Origin of the sequence: Streptomyces sp. NPDC020875 (assembly GCF_040641415.1) — a bacterium.
Lineage (GTDB): Bacteria > Actinomycetota > Actinomycetes > Streptomycetales > Streptomycetaceae > Streptomyces.
The window spans coordinates 50,727-73,066 of record NZ_JBFADP010000002.1 but is presented as its reverse complement, the minus strand read 5'-3'; the positions used below and the strand labels follow the sequence as shown (position 1 = coordinate 73,066).

Here is a 22,340-nt window from a genome sequence, read left to right as displayed (position 1 = left end):
GGCCCGGCCCGCGACCGTCGGCTCCCCGGCCAGGACGCGGTGTCCGCGGCGGCCGGGCCCGGACGGCTTCCCGGAGCGGGCCGGTCCCGGTCAGAGCCAGCCGTTCCGCTTGAGGGTGCGGTGAATGGTGAAACAGATGACCGCGATCCCGGTCAGTACCGCCGGATAGCCGTACTTCCAGTTCAGCTCGGGCATGTAGTCGAAGTTCATGCCGTAGACCCCGCAGACCGCCGTGGGGACGGCGATGATCGCCGCCCAGGAGGTGATCTTGCGCATGTCCTCGTTCTGGGCCACGGTCGCCTGGGCGAGATTGGCCTGGAGGATGGAGTTCAGCAGCTCGTCGAAGCCGAGTACCTCCTCCTGGACCCGGGCGAGGTGGTCGGCGACGTCCCGGAAGTACTTCTGGATATCGGGATCGATCAGCCGCATCGGCCGCTCGCTCAGCAGCTGCATCGGCCGCAGCAGCGGCGTCACCGCCCGCTTGAACTCCAGCACCTCCCGCTTGAGCTGGTAGATCCGGCCCGCGTCGGTACCCCTGGGGCTGCCCTTCGACGGGGCAGAGAAGACCTCGATCTCGACCTCGTCGATATCGTCCTGCATCGCCCCGGCGACCGCGATATAGCCGTCCACGACATGGTCGGCGAGGGCGTGCAGCACCGCGGAGGGGCCCTTGGCCAGGAGTTCGGTGTCCTTCTGGAGGCCGTGCCGCAGGGCCCGCAGCGAGCCCTGGCCGCCGTGCCGGACCGTGATCACGAAGTCCCGGCCGGTGAAGCACATCACCTCACCGGTCTCGACGTCCGCCATCCCGTTCGGCTCGGTGGCCTCCAGGTAGTGGACGGTCTTGAAGACGGTGAAGAGGGTGTCGTCGTACCGCTCCAGCTTGGGCCGCTGATGGGCGTGGACGGCGTCCTCCACGGCCAGCGGGTGGAGGCCGAACTCGGCCGCGATCCCGGCGAACTCCTCCTCGGTGGGCTCGTGCAGCCCGATCCAGGCGAAACCGCCGCCCTCGCGGACCCGCAGCATCGCCTGGCGCGGGGTGAGGCAGGTGTCGCTCGGCAGCCGACGGCCGTCGCGGTAGACGGCGCAGTCGACGACGGCGCTGGAGGCGGAGGGGTCGCGGGCGGTGTCGTACCCGGCGGTGGTGTACGGGGCGGCACAGGCATCGCCACCGGTCCTGCGCCGCGAGGGGCGGACGGCGGCGCGCAGGTCACGGATCATCGACATGGCTGACTCCCATCGGAGAAGCCGTCGGAGCGCGGGGAGGCGCAGCCCGGAATGGGGACGTGATCTCTTACGTCCGCAAAGCGGGCGGCACCGCGGAACCGGCGCACGATGACGGCGTTCGCAACAGACAGACTTCGCAACAAGCGGGTCGAGCGGGTGAAAGCTGGTGAAACCAGGGGGAAACGGTGCTCTTCCGTCGTGCGATGCCGCCGTCGGGTGCGTCGGCGGACCGGAGGACCCGAGTTACGGGGCGGTCGCCGAATGGCTCCTCAGCCGCGTGGGCGGAGAGGAACGGACATCACCGGACGGGCGCGGTCGCGAACGTGGCGCCGGGACGGGGCCGTACGGAAGAGCGGCTGGTACTGCACGGTCGACTTCGATCCACCGTGGACCCCACCTCCTCCGGCCGGTCCCCCGTAGGGGAGATCCGTACCCCCGGACGGAGCCGGGGGCGAATGTGACGGGCGGGACGCGGGCGGCGCGCGAGAGGCACCGCCGGGCGAAGTCCCGACCAGCCGCCAACACTATCAGCCGACCGACGGTCAACTCATGTCCTTGCCCGTTCCGTACGCGTTTTATGCTCGCCGCATGGCAGATGTTCTCGCTCTGGTCGAAGCCCGTTTGCTGCTGGCGTTCGGTGAACCGGACGCCAGGGCCTCCGTGACGTTCCTGGGCACGGACCGGATCGAAGTCCTCCGGTTCACCGGGGCGGGTGCGGGCGGCGGCCCCGACGGCAGCGGTCCCGGCGGTTCCGACGGTTTCCAGGGCAGCGGCCCCGGGCCGGACGCGGAGGGTGTCGTACGGTACGCGACGCTCGGGATGTCCGCGCACCCCATGGCCGACCCCACCGCGACCCTCGCCGACCCGCTCCGCGGACCGCGCGCCGAACTGCTGCTCACCGTCCGGGCCGGACTCGCCGCGACGGACCAGGTTCTCAGACCGCTCGCCGTACTCGCCGCCTCCCCGCAGGTCGAGGGGGTCGTGGTGGCCCCGGGCGCGTCCCTCGGCCTCGGCGAGCCCCTGTGGCCCGGCGCCCCCTTCCCCTCCGTCCTGGTCGGCGAGCCCGGTGGTCTGGTGGCCGACCTCGAACTGGACGAGCCGCTGGACCCCGTCCGCTTCCTCCCGCTGCTGCCGATGACCCCCAACGAGGCCGCCTGGAAGCGGGTCCACGGCGCCGCCGCGCTCCAGGAACGCTGGCTGGCCCGGGGCACCGACCTGCGTGATCCGCTGCGGTCGTCGGTGGCGCTGGACTGACGCCCGCCGGGGCGTGCGGCGCGGCCGTGCCCGGGGTCGTACACCCGTACCACCCCGGCTACACCCCCGTACCACCGTCCGCAAGCGCACACGCCGGAAAGAGTGATCGTCCTTGACGCGGCGACGGCCGGGTAGGACCGTTGAGCCCTATGAGGGGCGAACCCAGTTGCCCGAAGTGCGGTGGCCGGGTCAGGGCGCCCGGTCTCTTCGCCGACGTCTGGCAGTGCGATGTGCACGGCGCCGTGCACCCGCTGCAGCCGGTGATCCCGCCCAGTGTCGAAGCCCTCGGCGTCGCGGTGCACCGCGCCCGGGTACCGGTGTGGATGCCCTGGCCGCTCCCCGTCGGCTGGCTCTTCACCGGGGTCGCGTACGCGGGTGACGACCGCAGCGGCGGCCGGGCCACCGCCGTCGCCTGCACGGGCCCCGGACCGCTCGGCGGGATAGGCGAACTGCTGCTGATCGCCGAGGAATTGGGGGTCGGACTGGGCGCGCGGTACGCCGGGATCGACGGCCCCGACCCCGGCCCGCACATCCGTACCGACCACGCGCCGCAGGCGAAGATACTGGCGGCCGGCCGCCCCACTCCGCTCTGGCACGTCCTCGCCGCCCCCGACGACCGGGCCGTCTTCGCCGGGGAGGCCCGCGGGCTCTGGCTCTGGGCCATCGTCTGGCCCGGCCGCTCGGGGCTGCTGATGTACGACGAACTCGTCCTCACCGACCTCCGGGACGCGGGCGCCGAGGTCGAACTGGTGCCCTGCGGGGCGCTGTCACCGCGACTGCTCGCGTAGTCGGTCCCGCGCACCCGCCCCACCCGCCCCGCGCGTCCGGTGGTCCGCCGGGGCGGCAGGTAAGGGGCGTGGCCCGGCGGGCGGGTGTGACCGACGACGCGTCGGACGGGGCCGGAACCCCGATAGACTGAGGCGCCCTGTCCTCCCGACCCCCGGAGTCCCGCGTGCGTATCGACCTGCACACCCACTCCACGGCGTCGGACGGTACGGACACCCCCGCCGAACTGGTCCGCAACGCGGTCGCCGCTGGGCTCGACGTGGTCGCGCTCACCGACCACGACACCACCCGCGGCCACGCCGCCGCGATCGCCGCGCTCGCGGACCTCGAACGGCCCCTGACCCTCGTCCCCGGCGCCGAGATCTCCTGCGCCGTCGACGGTATCGGGGTCCATCTGCTGGCCTACCTCTTCGACCCGGCCGAGCCCGAACTGCTCCGTGAGCGGGAGCTGCTCCGCGACGACCGGGTGCCGCGCGCCCAGGCGATCATCGCCCGGCTCCAGGAGCTGGGCAGCCCGGTCACCTGGGAACAGGTCGCCCGGATCGCCGGTGACGGCTCCGTCGGCCGCCCGCACATCGCCGCCGCCATGGTCGAGCACGGGATCGTGGCGACCGTCTCCGACGCCTTCACCACCGAGTGGATCGCCGACGGCGGCCGGGCCCACATCAACAAGCACGAACTCGACCCCGCGACCGCCGTACGCCTGGTCAAGGCGGCCGGAGGCGTCGCGGTGCTGGCCCACCCGGCGGCCGTCAAACGGGGCCGGACGATCTCCGACGAGACCATCGCGGCCCTCGCCGGCGCCGGACTCGACGGTATAGAGGTCGACCACCTCGACCACGACGAGGCCGCCCGCGCCCGGCTGCGGGGCCTCGCCGCCGAGCTGAATCTGCTCACCACCGGCTCCAGCGACTACCACGGCAGCCGCAAGGACATCCCGCTCGGGCACTTCACCACCGACCCCGAGATCTACGGCGAGATCACCCGCCGGGCGACCGGCGCGTTCCCCGTGCCGGGCGCCGGGGGACGTACCCCCGTCTAGAGCCGTAAACCCGTATCCCCGCCGCCGGACGCGTACCACCGGTCCGGCCGGGTACCGCCGAGCCGGGCCGCCTACCGCGTCCCGGCCGTGCCACGGGGTACGACCCCGGTCCCCGCACCGGTGCCGGACGGCCGTCCGGCCGCGGCCCCGTGCGCCCGTACCCCCACTCCCCCTTTCCGCGCTTCCTCCCCGCAAGGCACCACCGTGTTCGACGCCGCCGTCTTCGGCTCCCTGTTTCTGACCCTCTTCGTGATCATGGATCCCCCCGGGGTCACCCCGATCTTCCTCGCCCTGACCTCCGGCCGCCCCGCCAAGGTGCAGCGCCGGATGGCCTGGCAGGCCGTGGCCGTCGCCTTCGGTGTGATCACGGTCTTCGGCCTGGTGGGACAGCAGATCCTGGACTATCTGCATGTCTCCGTACCCGCCCTGATGATCGCGGGTGGACTGCTGTTGCTGCTGATCGCGCTCGATCTGCTCACCGGCAAGACCGACGAGCCCAAGCAGACCAAGGACGTGAACGTCGCCCTCGTACCGCTCGGGATGCCGCTGCTCGCCGGGCCCGGCGCCATCGTCTCGGTGATCCTCGCGGTCCAGAACGCCGACGACGCCTCGCAGCAGATCGCCGTCTGGTCGGCGATCGTGGCCATGCACGCCGTCCTCTGGCTGGCCATGCGCTACTCGCTCGGCATCATCCGGCTGATCAAGGACGGCGGAGTGGTGCTGGTGACCCGGCTCGCGGGCATGATGCTCTCCGCGATCGCCGTCCAGCAGATCATCAACGGGGTCACCCAGGTGATCCAGGGCGCCTGACCCCGCCACCGGCGGTACGCGGGTACGACGGTGCCCCCGCGGAGATCCGCGGGGGCACCGTGATGCGGGAAAGGGGCCGTCGCCGCTATGAGACGGTCGGGTCGGCCGGGCGGATGTAGAGGCGCTGGCCGGTAGCTGCGGCCTGCTGCACGATCCGGTTGACGGAGGCGGCGTCCACGACGGTGGTGTCCACGGCGGTGCCGTCGACGTCGTCCAGGCGCATGATCTCGAAGCGCAAGGCTTCTCCCTTCGTCTGATCCTCCTGCTGGAGAACTGTGTGGTCTCTCCCCGGGATCAACAGACGATGACCGTGCAAATATTCCCTACGCTAAAGAAAACTTTTCCCAGCCTAAGGAGTCCGGTCTCCGGGGGTGCCGCCGTCCGCCGCCCGGGACCGGATTCCGTGCCGGTCCCAGAAGGCGATCAGGGCGGCGGCCGTCTCCGCCGGACGGTCCGTATTGGGGGAGTGCTCGGCCCCGGCGACGATCGTGCGCGCCGCCCCCAGCCGGACCGCCATCTCGTCCATCAGCGGTACGGGCCAGCTCTCGTCCCGCTCCCCGCTCAGTACGTGCTTCGGCAGCGGCTGTACGGCGGCCAGCTCGTCGACCCGGTCCGGCTCCGTGGCCAGGGCGCGGGCGGTGCCGATCAGCTGACGGGGATCGGTCCGCAGCCAGCGTTCCCGCAGCCGCTCCTGTGACGAGTCGCCCCCGGCGGCCGTCGGCTCGCTGTCGGCGGGCGGCTCCAGCGCCTGCATCGCCTCCCACACCTCGGCCATGCTCATGGTCGTCAGCGCGTCGCCGAGCAGCCGGAGCCGCTCCCGCCCCGACGGGCCCAGCCGGGCCGGTCCCGACGACATCAGGGTCAGGGTGCGAAACGGTGCCGGATCGGCCAGTACCGCCGCCCTGGTGATCAGCCCGCCCAGGGAGTGGCCCAGCAGATGGACCGGTCCTCCGTCGCCCTCCGCGGTGATCGCGGCGGTCTGGGACAGTACGTCCCGGCCCAGTCCGGCCAGGGTGTAGGCGGCCGGATCGTCGCCGCCGGGGGACTCGTACTGCCCGCGTCCGTCGATCGCCACGGCCCGGTATCCGGCGTCCGCGAGCGGCTGGAGGAGGGCGATGAAGTCCTCCTTGCTGCCGGTGAAACCGGGTACCAGGACGGCCGTGCCCCGTGCCCCGCCGAGAGATCCGGCGGGCCGGGCGTCGAGGACGGCGAAGTCCCCCCGGCCGGTGGACAGGGTACGGGCGCGGGCGCAGCCGGGCGGCTCGAAGGTCGGGGGGCGGCTCATGCGTCCGAGAGTACGGGGTGGGCGGCGGGCACGCCGACGGCCCGCCCCCGGGTGGGGACGGGCCGTCGGCGGTGCGGCTGGACGGTGGCCGTCAGCTCTCGGGCTGGGCGACCGCTGCCTTACGGGCCCGGGGGGCCCGCTTCGGCTTCTCGGCCGTCTCGGCACCGGCTTCCGCCGTCGCCTTCTTGACGGTCCGGGTCCGCTTGGGCTTCTCGGCCTCGGCCACCACCTCGCCGGACTCGGTGGCGGTGCTCGCGACGGCCTTCTTGACGGTCCGCTTGCGGGCGGGCTTGGTCGCGGCCGTCTCGGTGGCGACGGTTTCCGCCGCCGCCGTCTCGGTGGCGGTGCTCGCGGTGGTCTTCTTGACCGTGCGGGTCCGCTTGGGCTTCTCGACCGCGACCGGCTCCGCGACCTCGGGGGTCTCGGTGGCGGTGCTCGCGGTGGTCTTCCGGACCGTCCGCTTCCGTACCGGCTCGGCCACGGCGACCTCGGCCGCGACGGCCTCGGTGGCGGTGCTCGCGACGGCCTTCTTGACGGTCCGCTTGCGGGCGGGCTTGGTCGCGACCGTCTCGGCGGTCACGGCGTCGGTCGCCGCCGTCTCGGTCGCGGTGCTCGCGGTGGTCTTCTTGACCGTGCGGGTCCGCTTCGGCTTCTCGGCCACGACCGGCTCGACGACCGGCTCCGCGACGGGCTCGGCGACCACGACCGGGGCTTCCGCGACCGGCTCGGCCACGGCTGCCTTACGGGTCCGGGTCCGGCGCGGCTTCACGACCGGCTCGACCGGCTCGACCGGGGCGGCCACGACCTCGGCCGCGGGCTCCGGCACGGTGACCGTCTCGACGGCCTCCGCCGCCGGCTTCGCCGAACGCGTCCGGCGGCACCGGGGCTTCGACGCGGCGTCGTCCGCCTCGACGGCGGGCGCCGGGGACTGCTCCGGCACCACGGGGGCGGCCGGGGCCTCGGGCTCCACCGCCGTCGCCGCGTTCACCACGGCCGGACGGTCGGACGAACCCGCGCGGGTACGACGGCGGCGCCTCGGCGTCCGTACCGCCGGGGTCTCCTCGGCCGCACCGGCGTCGGGGCCCGTGGTCCGCTCGGGCGCCACGACCGCGCCGTCGGCGACCGAGCCGCCACGGGTACGGCGGCGCTGGCGCGGCGTACGGGTCCGGGCGGGCCGCTCGGCCGGGGCGGCGGACTGCTGCTGCTGACGGCGACCGCGGCCACCGGTCTCGCCCAGGTCCTCCAGCTCCTCGGCGGCCAGACCGGCGCGGGTGCGCTCGGCCCGGGGCAGTACGCCCTTGGTGCCCGCCGGGATGTCCAGCTCCTCGAAGAGGTGCGGGGAGGTCGAGTAGGTCTCCACGGGGTCGTGGAAGGACAGCTCCAGCGCCTTGTTGATCAGCTGCCAGCGGGGGATGTCGTCCCAGTCCACCAGGGTCACCGCGGTACCGGAGGCACCCGCGCGGCCGGTCCGGCCGATCCGGTGGAGATAGGTCTTCTCGTCCTCCGGCGACTGGTAGTTGATCACATGGGTGACGCCCTCGACGTCGATACCGCGCGCGGCGACGTCGGTGCAGACCAGGACGTCCACCTTGCCGTTGCGGAAGGCCCGCAGCGCCTGCTCGCGGGCGCCCTGGCCCAGGTCGCCGTGGACCGCGCCGGAGGCGAAGCCGCGCCGGGCCAGCTGGTCGGCGATGTCGGCGGCGGTCCGCTTGGTCCGGCAGAAGATCATCGCCAGTCCGCGGCCGTTGGCCTGGAGGATCCGGGAGACCATCTCCGGCTTGTCCATGGAGTGCGCGCGGTAGACGCGCTGGGTGATGTTGGCGACGGTCGCGCCCTCGTCGTCCGGCGCGGTGGCGCGGATGTGTGTGGGCTGCGACATGTAGCGGCGGGCGAGGCCGATCACGGCGCCCGGCATCGTCGCCGAGAAGAGCATGGTCTGCCGACGGGGCGGCAGCAGCTGGATGATCTTCTCGACATCGGGGAGGAAGCCCAGGTCGAGCATCTCGTCGGCCTCGTCGAGGACGAGGGCGCGGACCTTCGACAGATCGAGCTTCTTCTGCCCGGCCAGGTCGAGCAGGCGCCCGGGGGTGCCGACGATCACGTCGACGCCCTTCCTGAGCGCCTCGACCTGGGGTTCGTAGGCCCGGCCGCCGTAGATCGCCAGGACCCGGACGTTACGGACCTTGCCCGCGGTCAGCAGGTCGTTGGTGACCTGCGTGCACAGCTCGCGGGTCGGGACCACGACGAGCGCCTGCGGGGCGTCGGTGAGCTGCTCGGGCGCGGCACGGCCGGCCTCGACGTCGGCGGGGACGGTGACCCGCTCCAGCAGCGGCAGGCCGAAACCGAGGGTCTTGCCCGTACCGGTCTTGGCCTGGCCGATGACATCGGTGCCCGAGAGGGCCACCGGGAGCGTCATCTCCTGGATGGGGAAAGGATTGAGGATGCCGACGGCTTCGAGCGCCTCGGCGGTTTCCGGCAGGATCCCGAGATCCCGGAAAGTCGTCTGCTGCGTAGTCAGGATGTTGCCTCTTCTGTGAGACGCGGCGCGAGGCGAGCGAAGGGGGTCGTACCGCACCTGGGTGTCGCACCGGGGTGCTGTCCGGCCGCGGGTTGGCCGATGGCGCGGGACCACTGCCGTCGCTCGAGCGCTCGTGCCGCTGAGGGGGCCCCTCGTCTGCGGTCGTACGCGAAGAGGCGTACGGTCCGCGCGGAGGGCGGTCGGTTCGGAGCCGATCGTGCCACCGACCGGGCATCCTCATGGGGTCCGAAGGGCCACCGGACCCCATCGGACCTGGAAAAGCCCGGAGGGTCTGGGAAAGGAACCTTCATTCCTCAGTCAAACACTGCGATAGCCCACCGAACCGCCATTCAGTCGTTCACGCGACTGACACAACGCTCCAGTAGGCGCCATACCACTGTACCCCGGAATCGCGCATGTGTGTTGGCGGATGTCACGGGAACCCCGCCGGGCGGCCGGAACGGCCCGCGATCCCGGGCCGGGGCCCGGTCCCGGACCGGTCGGCCCCGGCGGGCACCGGACCCCTGCCACAGGGGTCGGGCGGGCTATTGTGCGGTTCATGGAGACGCCTGATCACGCCCCTGAACCCGACCCGCGCGCCACGTCCGCGGAGGTGGAGCACGACGCGGAAACCGCCACCGCGCCCGCGGCGCCCACCGGGATCGCCGCCCAGGACTGGGCCACGGCCTCCGCCGACCCCCAGTACCGCGCGGCCGTCGTCGATCTGCTGGGCGCGCTGGCCTACGGCGAGCTGGCCGCCTTCGAGCGGCTCGCCGACGACGCCAAGCTGGCGCCGACGCTCGGGGACAAGGCGGAGCTGGCGAAGATGGCGTCCGCGGAGTTCCACCACTTCGAGCGGCTGCGGGACCGGCTGACGGCCGTCGACGAGGACCCCACCGCCGCCATGGAGCCCTTCGCCAGGGCACTGGACGACTTCCACCACCAGACCGCGCCGTCGGACTGGCTGGAGGGCCTGGTCAAGGCGTATGTCGGCGATTCGATCGCCAGTGACTTCTACCGGGAGGTCGCCGTCCATCTCGACTCCGACACCCGGGCCCTGGTGCTCGCCGTCCTGGACGACACCGGGCACGGCAACTTCGCCGTCGAGAAGGTACGGGCCGCCATCGAGGCCGATCCGCGGATCGCGGGACGGCTCGCGCTCTGGGCCCGGCGGCTGATGGGCGAGGCGCTCTCGCAGGCCCAGCGGGTGGTCGCCGAGCGGGACGCGCTCTCCACGATGCTGGTCGGCGGGGTCGCGGACGGCTTCGACCTCGCGGAGGTCGGCAAGATGTTCTCCCGGATCACCAAGGCCCACACCAAGCGGATGGCGGCGCTCGACCTGGCCTCCTGATCGCGCTCCCGCCTCCCGGCCGGTCTCCGGGTCCCGGCCGGTCTCTGCTCGGCCGGGCGCGGGCGTCCACCGGCCGGCGGCGCGGGCGGCGCGGGTCAGAACGGCAGGGCGCGACCGCGCAGCCGGGCCCTGGTGGGCCGTACCAGCAGCGACAGGGTCACCGCACCGATCAGCGCGGCACCCGTCAGCATCGCCGGGACATGCCCCGGGCCCAGGGTCACCTGGGTCAGATAGGCGCCGAAGAGGGCTCCCAGCGGACCGGCGAGAAAGACCGCGCGCCGTTCCGGAAGCCGGTCGGCGAGCCGGAGGACGGCCGCCCACGACAGGGCGGAGCCGATCAGAACCGAGCCGATGGCCGCCAGCAGCACTGCGGATCACCTCACGAACACGGACGGGGGAGTGCGGTCACAGCCCGTACTACCCCCTGACCGGAGCGGACAACCCTGATCCGGACCGGCATCCGGACCGGCGCGGCCCGGCCTCCCGCCACGCGGCGGGGCCCCGGCGGAAGATCCGCCGGGGCCCCGCGCGAGGCGTTCGGTCAGAGCGCGCCGAACCCCACGCGCCGCGTGGCGGGCTCGCCGATCTCGACGTACGCGATCCGGTCGGCCGGCACCAGGATCCTGCGGCCCTTGTCGTCCGAGAGGCTGAGCACCCGAGCCTTGCCCGCCAGCGCCTCGCCCACGGCCTTCTCGACCTCGTCGGCGGTCTGTTCGCTCTCCAGAACGATCTCCCGGGGTGCGTGCTGCACGCCGATCTTGACCTCCACGGCTATGTCCCTCCGAACGGTCAGTCTGTCGCGCGATCACCGCGCCGTACCCAGGACACATTAGTCCGGTGGCGGGCCCGCTCAGCCGCGCGGGAGAACGCCATCAGCGAACAGAGGGGCGCGGGGCGGCCCGGGATCACCCGCGGCGGCGGGTCCGGCGGAAGCCCCGGGAAGCGGCCGTCCCGGGCGGGACGGGAACGGAATTCCCGGGGGCGGTACGACGCCGGAGGCGGCGGCTCCGGTCCGGCCGGACGGCTGCGGCGGGCGGCGGTGGGCCGGGCGATTCGCCGGGTGGCGCCGCCGGACCGGGCGCGGCGGACCGTGCCGCCGCAAGGGGCAGCCGGAAGGGCCCGCCGGACGGTTCCGCCGGGGGCGCGCGGCGCGGCGCGGGATCAGCGCGGCGGCTCGCCCTGCTCGGCGCCCTGGAGGGGGAAGCCCGCGATACCCCGCCAGGCGATGGACGTCAGCAGCCCCACCGCACGGTCGCGGGAGATACCGGTGTCCCGGGAGAGCCAGTACCTGGCGACCACCTGGGCGACGCCGCCGAGGCCCACGGCCAGCAGCATCGACTCGTCCTTCGACAGATCGGTGTCCTCGGCGATCACATCGGAGATCGCCTCCGCGGTCTGCAGCGACACCCGCTCCACCCGCTCGCGCACGGCGGGCTCGTTGGTCAGATCGGACTCGAAGACCAGCCGGAAGGCCCCGCCCTCGTCCTCGACGTAGGCGACATAGGCGTCCATGGTGGCCGCCACCCGCTGCTTGTTGTCGGTGGTCGACGCCAGCGCCGTGCGGACCGCCTGCAACAGCGCGTCGCAGTGCTGGTCCAACAGGGCCAGATACAGTTCGAGCTTCCCCGGGAAGTGCTGGTAGAGCACCGGCTTGCTGACCCCGGCCCGCTCGGCGATGTCGTCCATCGCCGCCGCGTGGTAGCCCTGGGCCACGAAGACCTCCTGGGCCGCGCCCAGCAGCTGGTTTCTGCGGGCTCGGCGGGGCAGCCGGGTGCCCCGCGGGCGAGCCGCCTCTGTCTGCTCGATGGCTGTCACGGCCGCCTCCCAAAATCGTTCCGTGCGCGGTCGTCGCCGCGCCCGCCATCGTACTTTTGGGTAACCCGGCCGTGCGCGTCGCGGACGCAGAATTTCACGGACCGGACAGTCGCGGTAGCTTCCGATTCAGGGGCAAAAAGGGGCACGTCGCCGGATCGGCGGCCACCGCGACCGCCCGCCGGGCGCCGGACCGGCAGTGCGCGCGAGGGCACCGGGGGTTCGCACCGGGTCACCGGTAGTCGTCCTCGTCGAGGGCGACCACCCGCGACTGCTCCACCGCGTCGGCCTCGTTCGCCCGGTCCAGGTCGATCCGGGGCCGCTCGTCGTCGAGGGGCCGGACATCGGTGTGCTGCTCGGCGGCGTCGGCCTCCGGTACGGCCGTACTGGGATCCGTCGTCTCGCCGGAGGCCGCCCCCGGCTCGGTGCCGGTGCCGGTCTCATCGGGGTTCTCGTGATTCTCGGGGGTTTCGGACGCGGAGCGCGGCACGAACCCGCCGGACGCCGGGGCTCCGGCGGACCGGTCCGGACCGGTGGGGTCGACGTCAGCCATGGGACACCTCTTCCTCGGGCCGTCCGGGGGAGTTCCCCGGCCCGCGCGCGGTTCCCGCCTCCGGTGATCCCGGGGGTCCCGGCGATCCCCGAGGGCGCTTCCGGCCCTGTTCCGTCCGCTCCGTCCGCTGCCCCCGCCGTGACCGGTCCCGCCGGTCGCCGTACCGCGTGCCTCCCGGTGGCTCTCAGTGCCTCTCCGGGCCTTCGGGCTTCCGGGCCCCTCCTTTTTGTTCCTTGTTCTTACGAGCGTAGGAGCTGACGAACCCGGGCGCTATACGATCCCGTGCCCCTTGTGACGCCGAACACACGTTTCGCGGTGTGATCCTCTCGTAACATTGCCGCATGTCTTCGACCGAGCTGCCCGGCGCCCCGCTCTCGCTCGCGCCCGTGGTTCCCGAGGTCGCCGCCGTGCGGGTCGCCGAGGGTGAGGAGTTGCGTACGGTCGCGCTCCCCGGACTGAGCCTCACCGTCCGCTCCCGCCCCCCGGCGCGGACCGGACTCCCCCCGGCGCTCTACGTCCACGGACTGGGCGGCTCGTCCCAGAACTGGTCGTCCCTGATGCCGCTGCTGGCGGACGCCGTGGACGGCGAGGCGGTCGATCTGCCCGGCTTCGGCGACTCCCCGCCGCCCGACGACGGCAACTACTCGCTCACCGGGCACGCCCGTGCCGTCATCCGGTATCTGGACGCCGCCGGGCGCGGACCGGTCCATCTGATCGGCAACTCCCTCGGCGGCGCCGTCGCCACCCGGGTCGCCGCCGTCCGCCCCGATCTGGTCCGCACCCTCGGCCTGATCTCCCCGGCCCTGCCCGAACTGCGCGTCCAGCGGACCGCCGTTCCCACCGGCATGCTCGCCCTGCCGGGAATCTCCGGGCTCTTCGCCCGGGCCTCCCGCGACTGGCCCGCCGAGCGCCGGACCAGGGGCGTCATCGCGCTCTGTTACGGAGACCCCGGCCGGGTCTCGGACGAAGCCTTCGGCCACGCGGTGGCCGAGATGGAACGGCGGATGCGGCTGCCGTACTTCTGGGACGCGTTGGCCCGCTCGGCGCGCGGTATCGTCGACGCGTACACATTGGGCGGCCAACACGGGCTGTGGCGGCAGGCGGAGCGGGTGCTCGCGCCGACACTGCTGGTGTACGGGGGGCGGGACAGGCTCGTCTCGTACCGCATGGCCCGCCGGGCGTCCGCCGCCTTCCGGGACTCACGGCTGGTGACGCTCCCGGACGCCGGTCATGTGGCGATGATGGAGTACCCGGAGACGGTCGCGCAGGCGATCCGGGAATTGATCGACGACGGCGGCAGGAGCTGATCGGGGCCCGTGGGACGACACAGCCGTAAGGGACCCGCGCCCAAGGGATCCCCGCAGCCGGGCACGGGTCCCGGGGCGGGGCCCGTCGCGCGCCCGGACGAGGGCGCCCGCACCCCCGCCCCGCCGGAGCAGTACGGCCGGGGCGACGCCCACGACACCTTCGGGGGCGAGGCGCACGGGGGCGATGTCCGCTATCAGGAGGCCCCCGCGTCCACGGCGCACCCCGGGCACGGCGGCGGCTACGGCGGTCCTCACGGCTCTCACGGCTCCCATGGCGGATCCCCCGCGGGTTCCCACGGGGGCGACGGCTACTACGGGGGCGGCGCGGCGCCCGCGCACGGCGGCGGGCCCGGGCTCCAGGACACCGGCTCCCCTTCCGCGTACCCCTCCTACGGCACCGGTCCGGGCCCCGGTTCGGCTCCGGGCTCCCCGGCGGCCCGGCCGTTCCCGCAGGGGCGGTTCCCCCAGGGCGGCCCGGCACCCCACGGCGGCGCGCCGCACGCTCCGCACGGCCCCGGCGCCGGTGCGGGCGGACACGGCCGCCCGGTCGGTTACGGCCCCGAACACACGGCCTTCGGTTACGGCGCCGCCCCCGCCACCCGGGGCGGCCATCCCGAGCAGCACGAGGCGGGTGGCGGCTGGGGCACCGGCGCCGGTACCGCCGTACCACCGCACACCTCCCCGGAGCAGGCCGTTCCGGGGGCCCGTCGCGGCCGTCGCGGCACCCCCGGACCCGCTGGTGGCCCCGGCCCCGGCGGCGCGCCCCCCGGGCCGTCGGCCGGGTCCCGGATACCGGGCCCGCGCCGGGAGTTCGTCGATGCCTTCGGCGGCTCCGGCGCCGGACCCGAAGCCGGGACCGGGGGCGCTCCGGACGGCCCCGGCGGTCCGGGCGGCGAGCCGCCCCGTGACCGCGCGGGTGACGCGGAGCCCGAGGCCGGCGCGTCCGTACCCGCGCAACGCCCTCCGCTCGCCGCGAGCAAGGGCCGCACTCTCACCGGGATCGCCGCCGCCGCGGTGACGACCGTGCTCGCGGTCGTCGTCGCGGGCCAGGTCGCCACCGAGAACGAGCGCCGCCCCGGAACCAGTACCTCCGACACCGAGCGCGCCGACGACTCCGGCGCCGCCTCCCGCTCCGTCGACCGTCGGCCGCCGGTCCGCGACACCAAGCCCCAGGCCCCCACCTACGACCAGTTGATGGCCACCCGGTTCCCGGTCGACCGGAAACTGACCGCCGACGGGACGTTCAAGGCGGTCCCCGGTTTCGACAAGGCGCCCGGCAAGGGGAAGAAGGTCCGCTACCGGGTGGATGTCGAGGACGGCCTCCAGATGGACGGCGTCCTGTTCGCCACCGCCGTCCAGCGCACCCTCAACGACCGCCGGAGCTGGGCGGGCGACGGCGACCGGACCTTCGAACGGATCTCCACCGGGCGGCCGGACTTCGTGATCACCCTCGCCAGCCCCGGCACCACCGACGTGTGGTGCGCCAAGTCGGACCTCATCACCTCCATCTCCACGGTGAGCTGCGACTCGGCGCTGACGGAACGGGTGATGATCAACGCCTACCGGTGGGGCCTGGGTTCGGACACCTTCGGGCCGGACAAGATGTATGCCTACCGACAGATGTTGATCAACCACGAGGTCGGACACCGGCTCGGCTTCGGCCATGTCGACTGCGACACCGAGGGTGAACTCGCCCCGGTGATGATGCAGCAGACCAAGTCCCTGGTCGCCGAGAGCGGTGTGCGCTGCCGGGCCAACCCCTGGGTCCACCCCGAGAGCTGACGCGCCCTCACTCCGGGATACGGCGCTCTCCGCCGCGCCGGGCCCCTCCTCGCTCTGTCGGCGGGGGTTCCCCCGGCCCGGGGCACCCGAATGTATGGCCCATGCTTTACCTTCGGTGACAGAGTGCACTCATAGCGCGACAGAACGCTACCGCGCGGGGAAAGTCACGGGTATTCACCCCTTCCGGTGGCGCGGCGGACAACCGTCCGTCGTACCCCCGTGACCCCGGCTTACGGTCGTTCCGCCGCGTGCCGCCGAGTTCAACGGCGGTCGCCGACAAGGGAGATCGGGGGTGCGCTCATGCGGATCGGACTGCTCACGGACGACGGCCGTCCGTATGCGTCGAACGGGTCGGCCGATTGGTGCGACCGGCTCGTGCGCGGGCTCACACAGCACGAGTTCGATGTGTACGTCCACGCCGACCACACCGCGCACGCCGGAGCCGGCGGGTCCGGTGGGACCTTCGGGACCGTCGGCGAGCGGGCGTACACGGCGCCCGCCGATCGTTCGCCGTACGCGGGTCACGCCCCGGCGCCCGCGCCCCGCGTACGACGGCTGAGGATCGCGCCCCCCGGGCCGCCCGGCGGGGACGGCGGCGGCCCGGCACTCGGCCGCCGGGCCCGCAGACGGTTCACCGAACACTTCACGGACCTGGTGACGGCCGTCCGCGCGACCGGCGCCGGAGCCCCCGCCGGGGCCCGGGAGGCCGCCGAGGGCTTCGCCGACGGACTGTACGGACTCGCCGAACTCGCCCGGGAACACGGCGGACTGGCCGCCGCGCTCCGCTCCGAACGCGCCGTCCGGATCGTCGAGTCCGGCTGCCGCGCGCCCGGCGCGCACCGGAGCGTGCACGCCGCGGCCGTCCCCGACTACCTCACCTTCGCGGGGGAGTTGGAGCGGGCCCTGCGCCCCCTCTCCTTCGACTGGTACGGCGACGACGGCCTCGCCGCGGTCGATCTGTGCCATGCCGTCTCCGGCGGGCCCACGGCACTCCCCGGCCTGTTGGCCAAACGCTTCTGCGGGGTACCGCTGCTCGTCACCGAGTACGGGGCCGAACTGCGCGCCCACTATCTGGCCGCGGCCGGCGGACTCCGGGCCGGATCGCTTCCCCCCGGCGGGCTCCCGGCCGGTGCCGGTGACCTGGGAGCGCGCGGAATCGGTGCCTCCGAGGTCACCGAGGCCGGAACCCCTCGGACGGGGGAGTACGGGGAGTACGCCGACGGCCCGGCGGGCGGGAGCGCCCGGAGCCGTACCACCGGCGCACCGGGCGCACCCGGCGCGACCGGCTTCGGCGGTACGCCCCTGAGCGCGCCGGTCCGCGCCCTGCTCACCGCCTTCCGGCGGGCCCTCACGGCCGAGGTGTACGCCCAGGCGGCGCTGATCACCCCGGGCGACGCCGGGATCCGCCGCTGGCAGCAGAAATGCGGCGCCGACCCGGCGAAGCTGCGGACCGTCCACCCCGGGGTCCCGGCGGAACGGTACGCCGCCGTCGGCGACTCCCCGGCGCCCGGTGATCCGTACACCCTGATCTGGGCCGGTCCCACGGAACCCGGGAAGGACCTGGTCGGCCTGCTCCACGCCTTCGCCGAGATCCGCGCCAGGGAGCCGCGCGCCCGGCTCCGGCTCTGCGCGGCCCCCGCGCGGGGCGCGGAGGAGACCGCGTATCTCGCCCACTGCCGCTGGCTCGCCGCCCAGCTCTTCCCCGCCGGGGAGGCCGATCTCCACGCCTCGGGCGACGCCCCCGTCACCTTCGAGCGCCTCGATGTTTCCGGCGGGCCCGGTGGTTCGGCGGTCGCCGAGGTCTGCGCCGCCGGGGCGCTGGTCGTCTCCGCCAGCGCCGTCGAGGGCTTTCCGCACATCCTGGTCGAGGCGATGCTCTGCGGCCGGGCCACCGTGTCGACGGACGCGGGCGCCGTCGTGGAGGTGATCGGCGGCACGGGGCTGGTGGTACCGCCGCGCAGGCCGCGGGCCCTCGCCGACGCCGTCGTCGCCCTGCTCGGCGATCCGGAGCGCGCGGCCCGGCTGGGCGCCGCCGCGCGCGCCCGCGCCCTGGAACTCTTCACCACCGAGCGGAACACGGCGGCCTTCCACGCGCTCTATCTGGAGATCATCGCCGGGTCCCCGGTCCACCGCGAAACGCTCGGCAGCTGCGGCGATCCCCTGCCGTTCGGCCGTCCCGCCGAGACGTTCACGCCGATGAGCTGGGAACGGGGCGCCCCCGTCGTCTCGTTCGCCATGCACCCGGCGGCGACCGCGGGGGCCGCTCGCACCGGCGGCCGGACGGCGGACGGAGCCGTTCGGCGGGCATCGCCTACGCCGGTCGAGCCGGTACGGACGGCATCGGGTGTGGTGGGGCCGGTGACGGGTGGCGGAGTGCCGGTATTCCCGGGTGTCTTGACGGCCGATGAGGCGCCGGTCCGGGCCGGGGTTCCGGCGGTGGCGGAAGGGGCGCGCGGATGACCACGTCTCGGATCGCCGGACCGGTGGCGGGCGCGGAGCGCCCGGGCACCGCGCCGGCGCGTACCGCTCCCGGCGGGGAAGCGGCCGGATCCCCGGCCCCGGCCGGTGCGCCCGGCGACGAACCGCGTCCCCCCGTGGGCGCGGGCGGCTGGGACGCCCGGTCCCACGCCCTGCTCGGAGGAGGTACGGGGCCGGACGGTACGGCGCCGGAGGACACCGGGCGCCCGGCGGCCCCGGAGCGCGGTGGCGTCCCGGCGGTGGACACCACCCCGTCCGCCGGTGCCACGACGGCGGCGACGGTCCCGACCGCGACGACCGCGACGACCGCGACGACCGCGACCATCTCTTCCGGGGCCGACACCGCCCGGGGGCCGGACCCGGACATTGTGACCAGCGCCTCCGACGGGGCTTCGGACCCGGCCTCCGGCGGGTCGGCGCAGCTCCGCCCCGGGTCCGGCGACCCGGTGAAAGCCCTGCTCCGCCGCCACCGGGAACTGTGCGAGCGGGCCGTCGACCCACTGGAGATCGCCGCCGGGCTCGAAGCCCACGGGATCACCGACCGGATCGCCGGGCGCTTCCGGCACCGGGACGTCTTCTCCCTCGCCGAGGAGCTGTACGCCCGGGTGCCCGGCAACGGCGCGGAGCACCCGGCGGGGGCGCCCCCCGCCGACCGTCCGCCCGGGGGCGCCGCCCGCGCGCTGCTGCCCGGCGCGGCGGCCGTCGCCACCGCCGTCGGCTGGACCCTGCTCGACGGCGCGGCCCGGACCGCCGTCGGCGCGCTCGGTACGGCCGCCGTCGGCTGTGCCGTGCTGTACACCCTGCGCGCCGGGGCGCTCGGAGCCCGTAGCGGCGCCCGGAGCCGTACCGTACGCCCCGGCGCCGCCCTCGGTGCCGTACTGACCGCCCTGCTGCTGGGCTTCGCCGGATACGGGGAAGGACTCACCGAACTCCTCGGCCCGGCGGGACCGGCGGGCGGCACCGAAGGCGGCGTCACAGGCGGCGGCACCGGCGGGGTCTCGCTCATGCCCGCGCCCCTGATCGCGCTGGCCGTCGCCGTCGCGCCCGCCGCCTGGTGCGCCCGGGCGCTCTCCGTATGGATCCGGCGCAGGCTCGGCGACAGCCGCAGGCTGGACGACTTCGCGGCCGGGTCGCGCCCCCTGATCCTCGGCGCGGCGGCGGCCTTCACCGCCGCGACGGCGGTCGCTGCCTGGTCGACGGCGGACGCCGTCGGCGACGGCAGTACCCCGGCCGCGACGGTCGCTCTCGGGCTGCTGCTGTTCACGGCCCGGCTGCTGGCCGTCCACGGCTTCCCGGCGACGGCGGTGACCGGACTCGCCGCCGCCTGCGCCGGACAGACACTGGTGGCGCTGCTCCTGCTCGCCGCCCGGCTGCCGGGGCTCGGACCCGCGGCCGGACCGGTCGACGCGGTGACCGCCGCGTGGGGCCCCGGCGGGATCGCGGCCCTGGTCTGCGGCGTGGTCGCGGGCGGGCTGCTGGTCCGGGCCACCGCCGTACTGTCCCGGGCCTCCGCCCACACCTGACGACCGGCGGCGCCCGCCGCCCCCTCGCCCGCCGCCCCGCGTACCGGTGTCCCCGCCGGAGCGCCGGTCGCCGGACCCGTTACGTCCCCCGTCCCCGTACCGTCCGCCCGCCCCGCTCCCGTCCCACCCCCGGCGGGCGGCCCGGTACCCGTACCTCCGCTTTGTGCCGTACCACCGGCGTCCGCCGGATCAGACGTCGCCGCGACGGCGGCGACACCCGAAGGAGAAACACGACATGACCCGCCAATCCCCAGCCCGGACCCGTCATCAGGAAGGGGGCGCGCGATGAGGGTGCTGCTGCTCGGTGCCAATGGATTCCTCGGCCGCTTCGTCGCCGACCGGCTGCTCGCCGACCCCGCCGTCCATCTGACGACCCTGGGCCGGGGCGACGACGCCGATGTGCGTTTCGACCTCGCGGGCGGCAGCCCCGGCGCGCTCACCCGCTTCCTCACCGCCGTCCACCCGGGGGTGGTGATCAACTGCGCCGGAGCCACCCGGGGCGGCGCCCGCGAACTCACCCGGCACAACACGGTCGCCGTCGCCACCGTCTGCGAGGCGCTGCGCCGCAGCGGCTGCGGGGCGCGGCTGGTGCAGGTGGGGTGCTCGTCCGAGTACGGCCCCTCCCAGCAGGGATCGTCCACCGCCGAGGACGCGATCCCCCGGCCCGGCGGCCCCTACGGGGTCAGCAAGCTGGCCGCCACCGAACTGGTCCTCGGCTCCGGACTCGACGCCGTCGTGCTGCGGGTGTTCTCACCGGTCGGCCCCGGCACCCCGGCCGGATCGCCGCTCGGGCGGCTCGCCGAGGCCATGCGGCGGGCGATGCAGTCCGGGGACGGGGAGCTGAAGCTCAGCGGGCTCGGGGTCCAGCGCGACTTCGTCGACGTACGGGACGTGGCCCGGGCGGTGCACGCCGCGTCGCTCTCCGCCGCGCAGGGCGTCGTCAACATCGGCACCGGGCGGGCCGTACGGCTCCGGGACGCGGCGGCCGTCCTCGCCCGGGTCGCCGGGTACGCGGGCGCGCTGCACGAACTGGACACCCCGCCCGGACGGTCCGGACCCGGCGGCCTCGGCCACAACGGTCTCGCGGGTCACGGCGGTCACGCCGTCCACCCGGGTCTCGGCGGCCCGGGGGCCGGGCACGGCGGGCCCGGCGGCCACCTCGGCGCCGTGGGCCACGGCGGGATTCCCGGCCACGGCCCGCTCGGCGGCGCCGGGATCGGAGCGCCGCGCGCCGAATCCGTACTCGAACAGCTCGCCGCGGCCCCCGTTCCCTACCCCGACGGCTGCGGCAACTGGCAGCAGGCCGACATCAGGACCGCCCGGGACCGGCTCGGCTGGCGGCCCCGGATCAATCTGGAGGAATCGCTCGCCGATATCTGGATGGAGGCGGCATGCCGGATCTGACCGGCGGCGGGGGAGTGCGCTACGCGGCGGGGCCGGTGAGGGTCGCGCCGTACCCGGCCCGCGCGCCGTATGCGCCGTACGGGTACGACACGGCGCTTCCGGGACCGGCGGTCCTCGGGGACGTTCGGGCCCGGCTCCCGGAGACGGCCCCCGAGACGGCCCCGGAAACGGCGGCCGGGGAGTGGGGCAGGCTGCGGATCGGCGTACCGGGGTACGCCCATCCGCTGCTCGCCGCCGCCGAGTGGACGGCGCTGACCCGGCCGGGGACCCCCCTTGACTGGGTCGTCCTCACGGTGGCGAACGGGCCCGGGGACCGCCCCGACCCGGACTGTCTGGCGGCGGCCGGGCGGCTGGTCAACGCGGGCGTACGGGTGCTGGGCCAGCTCGACCTGGCCCATGGCGCCCGTCCGGTCGGCGAGCTGGCGGCGGACGCGGAGCGGTACGCGCTCTGGTACCGGGTCGGCGGGTTCCTGCTGGACCGCTGCCCCTCGGACCGGGCCGGGCTGGCCGCCGTCCGGCGGACGACGGCGGTCCTGCGGGCGGTCGCGGGCACCGTCGGCTGCGTCACCGGAACGCGCATCGGCACCGGATCCGGCACCAGTACTGGTACCGGAGCGGGCATCGGCAGCGGGGACACGGGCGGGACGGCGGCCGGCGGCCCGGCCCGGTCCGGCGTGGGCCGGTCCGGCGTGGCCCGGTCCGGTGCGGTCCGGCTGGTCCTGGGCCACGGCACCCAGCCGTACCCGGGTTACGCGGAGATCGCCGACCAGCTCGTCACCTTCTGCGGCTCCTGGGCCGACTACCGCTGGTCGCAGGTGGCGGAGTGGACCGCCGACCATCCGCCCGGCCGGTTCGCGCACTTCGTCCACGGGGTGCCGCGGACGCATCTGGAGGAGGCCGTCAGGATCGCCCGCTGGCAGGGTGCGGGCACGGTCTTCTTCACCGACCGGCGGGCGGACCGCCCGGCCGGACCGCCGTCCGGCACCGGCCCGGACACCGGCACCGGCCTCGGTTCCGGCCCGGTGCCGTTGTCCGCCGACGGTCCGGTGGCTGATCAGGCGGGCGGTACGGAGTACGCCCCGGCGATCGGACATTCCCGGGCATTCGAGAGCCTGCCCGGCTACTGGGACGATTTCGTCTCGCAGATCGGACCAGGTGTCTCGGAATGAGAAGGCGCGTGGCAGTGTTACGGGAGAACAACCGTACTGACT

General features: G+C 74.5%; 19 protein-coding genes. 11 read left to right on the top strand and 8 right to left on the bottom strand.

Annotated elements, in window-relative coordinates:
* Positions 1-90 precede the first annotated feature (90 nt).
* On the bottom strand, positions 91-1,224 hold the full coding sequence (locus AB0G74_RS01550; protein ID WP_361139128.1) for a magnesium and cobalt transport protein CorA: 1,134 nt from the start codon (positions 1,222-1,224) through the stop codon (positions 91-93).
* A 588-nt stretch (positions 1,225-1,812) separates the two neighbouring features.
* Between AB0G74_RS01550 and AB0G74_RS01545 the strand changes: the two genes are divergently transcribed.
* The 4 genes from AB0G74_RS01545 (at position 1,813) to AB0G74_RS01530 (ending at position 5,116) form a co-directional block, all read left to right on the top strand.
* Positions 1,813-2,478, top strand: coding sequence for a suppressor of fused domain protein (locus AB0G74_RS01545; protein ID WP_361139126.1), 666 nt, complete (start codon positions 1,813-1,815; stop codon positions 2,476-2,478).
* A 149-nt stretch (positions 2,479-2,627) separates the two neighbouring features.
* Complete coding sequence (locus AB0G74_RS01540) at positions 2,628-3,266, top strand: DUF6758 family protein (protein ID WP_358825758.1); 639 nt, start codon at positions 2,628-2,630, stop codon at positions 3,264-3,266.
* A gap of 164 nt (positions 3,267-3,430) precedes the next feature.
* Positions 3,431-4,306 (top strand): PHP domain-containing protein, encoded by an 876-nt coding sequence (locus AB0G74_RS01535; RefSeq protein WP_361139123.1) that lies wholly within the window; start codon positions 3,431-3,433, stop codon positions 4,304-4,306.
* 204 nt (positions 4,307-4,510) lie between these two features.
* Positions 4,511-5,116, top strand: a complete 606-nt coding sequence (locus AB0G74_RS01530) for a MarC family protein (protein ID WP_361139120.1) — start codon at positions 4,511-4,513, stop codon at positions 5,114-5,116.
* 85 nt (positions 5,117-5,201) lie between these two features.
* Here AB0G74_RS01530 and AB0G74_RS01525 read toward each other — a convergent pair whose 3' ends face one another.
* The 3 genes from AB0G74_RS01525 to AB0G74_RS01515 all read right to left on the bottom strand — a co-directional run bounded on the left by AB0G74_RS01525 (position 5,202) and on the right by AB0G74_RS01515 (position 8,817).
* Complete coding sequence (locus tag AB0G74_RS01525; RefSeq protein ID WP_361139117.1) at positions 5,202-5,354, bottom strand: hypothetical protein; 153 nt, start codon at positions 5,352-5,354, stop codon at positions 5,202-5,204.
* A 111-nt stretch (positions 5,355-5,465) separates the two neighbouring features.
* Positions 5,466-6,401, bottom strand: a complete 936-nt coding sequence (locus tag AB0G74_RS01520) for an alpha/beta hydrolase (protein WP_361139114.1) — start codon at positions 6,399-6,401, stop codon at positions 5,466-5,468.
* A gap of 91 nt (positions 6,402-6,492) precedes the next feature.
* Positions 6,493-8,817, bottom strand: a complete 2,325-nt coding sequence (locus tag AB0G74_RS01515; protein WP_361139112.1) for a DEAD/DEAH box helicase — start codon at positions 8,815-8,817, stop codon at positions 6,493-6,495.
* 652 nt (positions 8,818-9,469) lie between these two features.
* Here AB0G74_RS01515 and AB0G74_RS01510 point away from each other — a divergent pair.
* On the top strand, positions 9,470-10,270 hold the full coding sequence (locus tag AB0G74_RS01510; protein ID WP_361139108.1) for a ferritin-like fold-containing protein: 801 nt from the start codon (positions 9,470-9,472) through the stop codon (positions 10,268-10,270).
* 95 nt (positions 10,271-10,365) lie between these two features.
* Here the strand turns inward: AB0G74_RS01510 and AB0G74_RS01505 are convergent, their stop codons facing one another.
* The 4 genes from AB0G74_RS01505 to AB0G74_RS01490 form a co-directional block, all read right to left on the bottom strand.
* Positions 10,366-10,638, bottom strand: a complete 273-nt coding sequence (locus AB0G74_RS01505) for a hypothetical protein (protein WP_361139106.1) — start codon at positions 10,636-10,638, stop codon at positions 10,366-10,368.
* A 173-nt stretch (positions 10,639-10,811) separates the two neighbouring features.
* Entirely contained in the window at positions 10,812-11,039 is a 228-nt protein-coding gene (locus tag AB0G74_RS01500) for a DUF3107 domain-containing protein (protein ID WP_358825750.1), read from the bottom strand.
* Positions 11,040-11,431: 392 nt separating this feature from the next.
* Positions 11,432-12,085, bottom strand: coding sequence for a TetR/AcrR family transcriptional regulator (locus AB0G74_RS01495; protein WP_361139103.1), 654 nt, complete (start codon positions 12,083-12,085; stop codon positions 11,432-11,434).
* A 229-nt stretch (positions 12,086-12,314) separates the two neighbouring features.
* Positions 12,315-12,635, bottom strand: coding sequence for a hypothetical protein (locus AB0G74_RS01490; RefSeq protein ID WP_361139536.1), 321 nt, complete (start codon positions 12,633-12,635; stop codon positions 12,315-12,317).
* A gap of 341 nt (positions 12,636-12,976) precedes the next feature.
* On the opposite strand from AB0G74_RS01490, the gene AB0G74_RS01485 reads away from it, so the two are divergent.
* The 6 genes from AB0G74_RS01485 to AB0G74_RS01460 all read left to right on the top strand — a co-directional run bounded on the left by AB0G74_RS01485 (position 12,977) and on the right by AB0G74_RS01460 (position 22,298).
* Positions 12,977-13,942, top strand: a complete 966-nt coding sequence (locus tag AB0G74_RS01485; protein WP_361139100.1) for an alpha/beta hydrolase — start codon at positions 12,977-12,979, stop codon at positions 13,940-13,942.
* 9 nt (positions 13,943-13,951) lie between these two features.
* Positions 13,952-15,724, top strand: coding sequence for a DUF3152 domain-containing protein (locus tag AB0G74_RS01480; protein WP_361139097.1), 1,773 nt, complete (start codon positions 13,952-13,954; stop codon positions 15,722-15,724).
* A gap of 300 nt (positions 15,725-16,024) precedes the next feature.
* Positions 16,025-18,184 (top strand): glycosyltransferase, encoded by a 2,160-nt coding sequence (locus AB0G74_RS01475; RefSeq protein ID WP_361139094.1) that lies wholly within the window; start codon positions 16,025-16,027, stop codon positions 18,182-18,184.
* Positions 18,181-19,725 (top strand): hypothetical protein, encoded by a 1,545-nt coding sequence (locus AB0G74_RS01470; RefSeq protein WP_361139091.1) that lies wholly within the window; start codon positions 18,181-18,183, stop codon positions 19,723-19,725. Before AB0G74_RS01475 ends, AB0G74_RS01470 begins: the two co-directional genes overlap by 4 nt.
* 285 nt (positions 19,726-20,010) lie before the next feature.
* Entirely contained in the window at positions 20,011-21,129 is a 1,119-nt protein-coding gene (locus tag AB0G74_RS01465) for an NAD-dependent epimerase/dehydratase family protein (RefSeq protein ID WP_361139088.1), read from the top strand.
* Between the two features lie 197 nt (positions 21,130-21,326).
* Positions 21,327-22,298 carry a spherulation-specific family 4 protein gene (locus AB0G74_RS01460; protein WP_361139492.1) on the top strand — a complete coding sequence of 324 codons (972 nt, stop codon included), beginning with the start codon at positions 21,327-21,329 and terminating at the stop codon, positions 22,296-22,298.
* Positions 22,299-22,340: the final 42 nt, after the last annotated feature.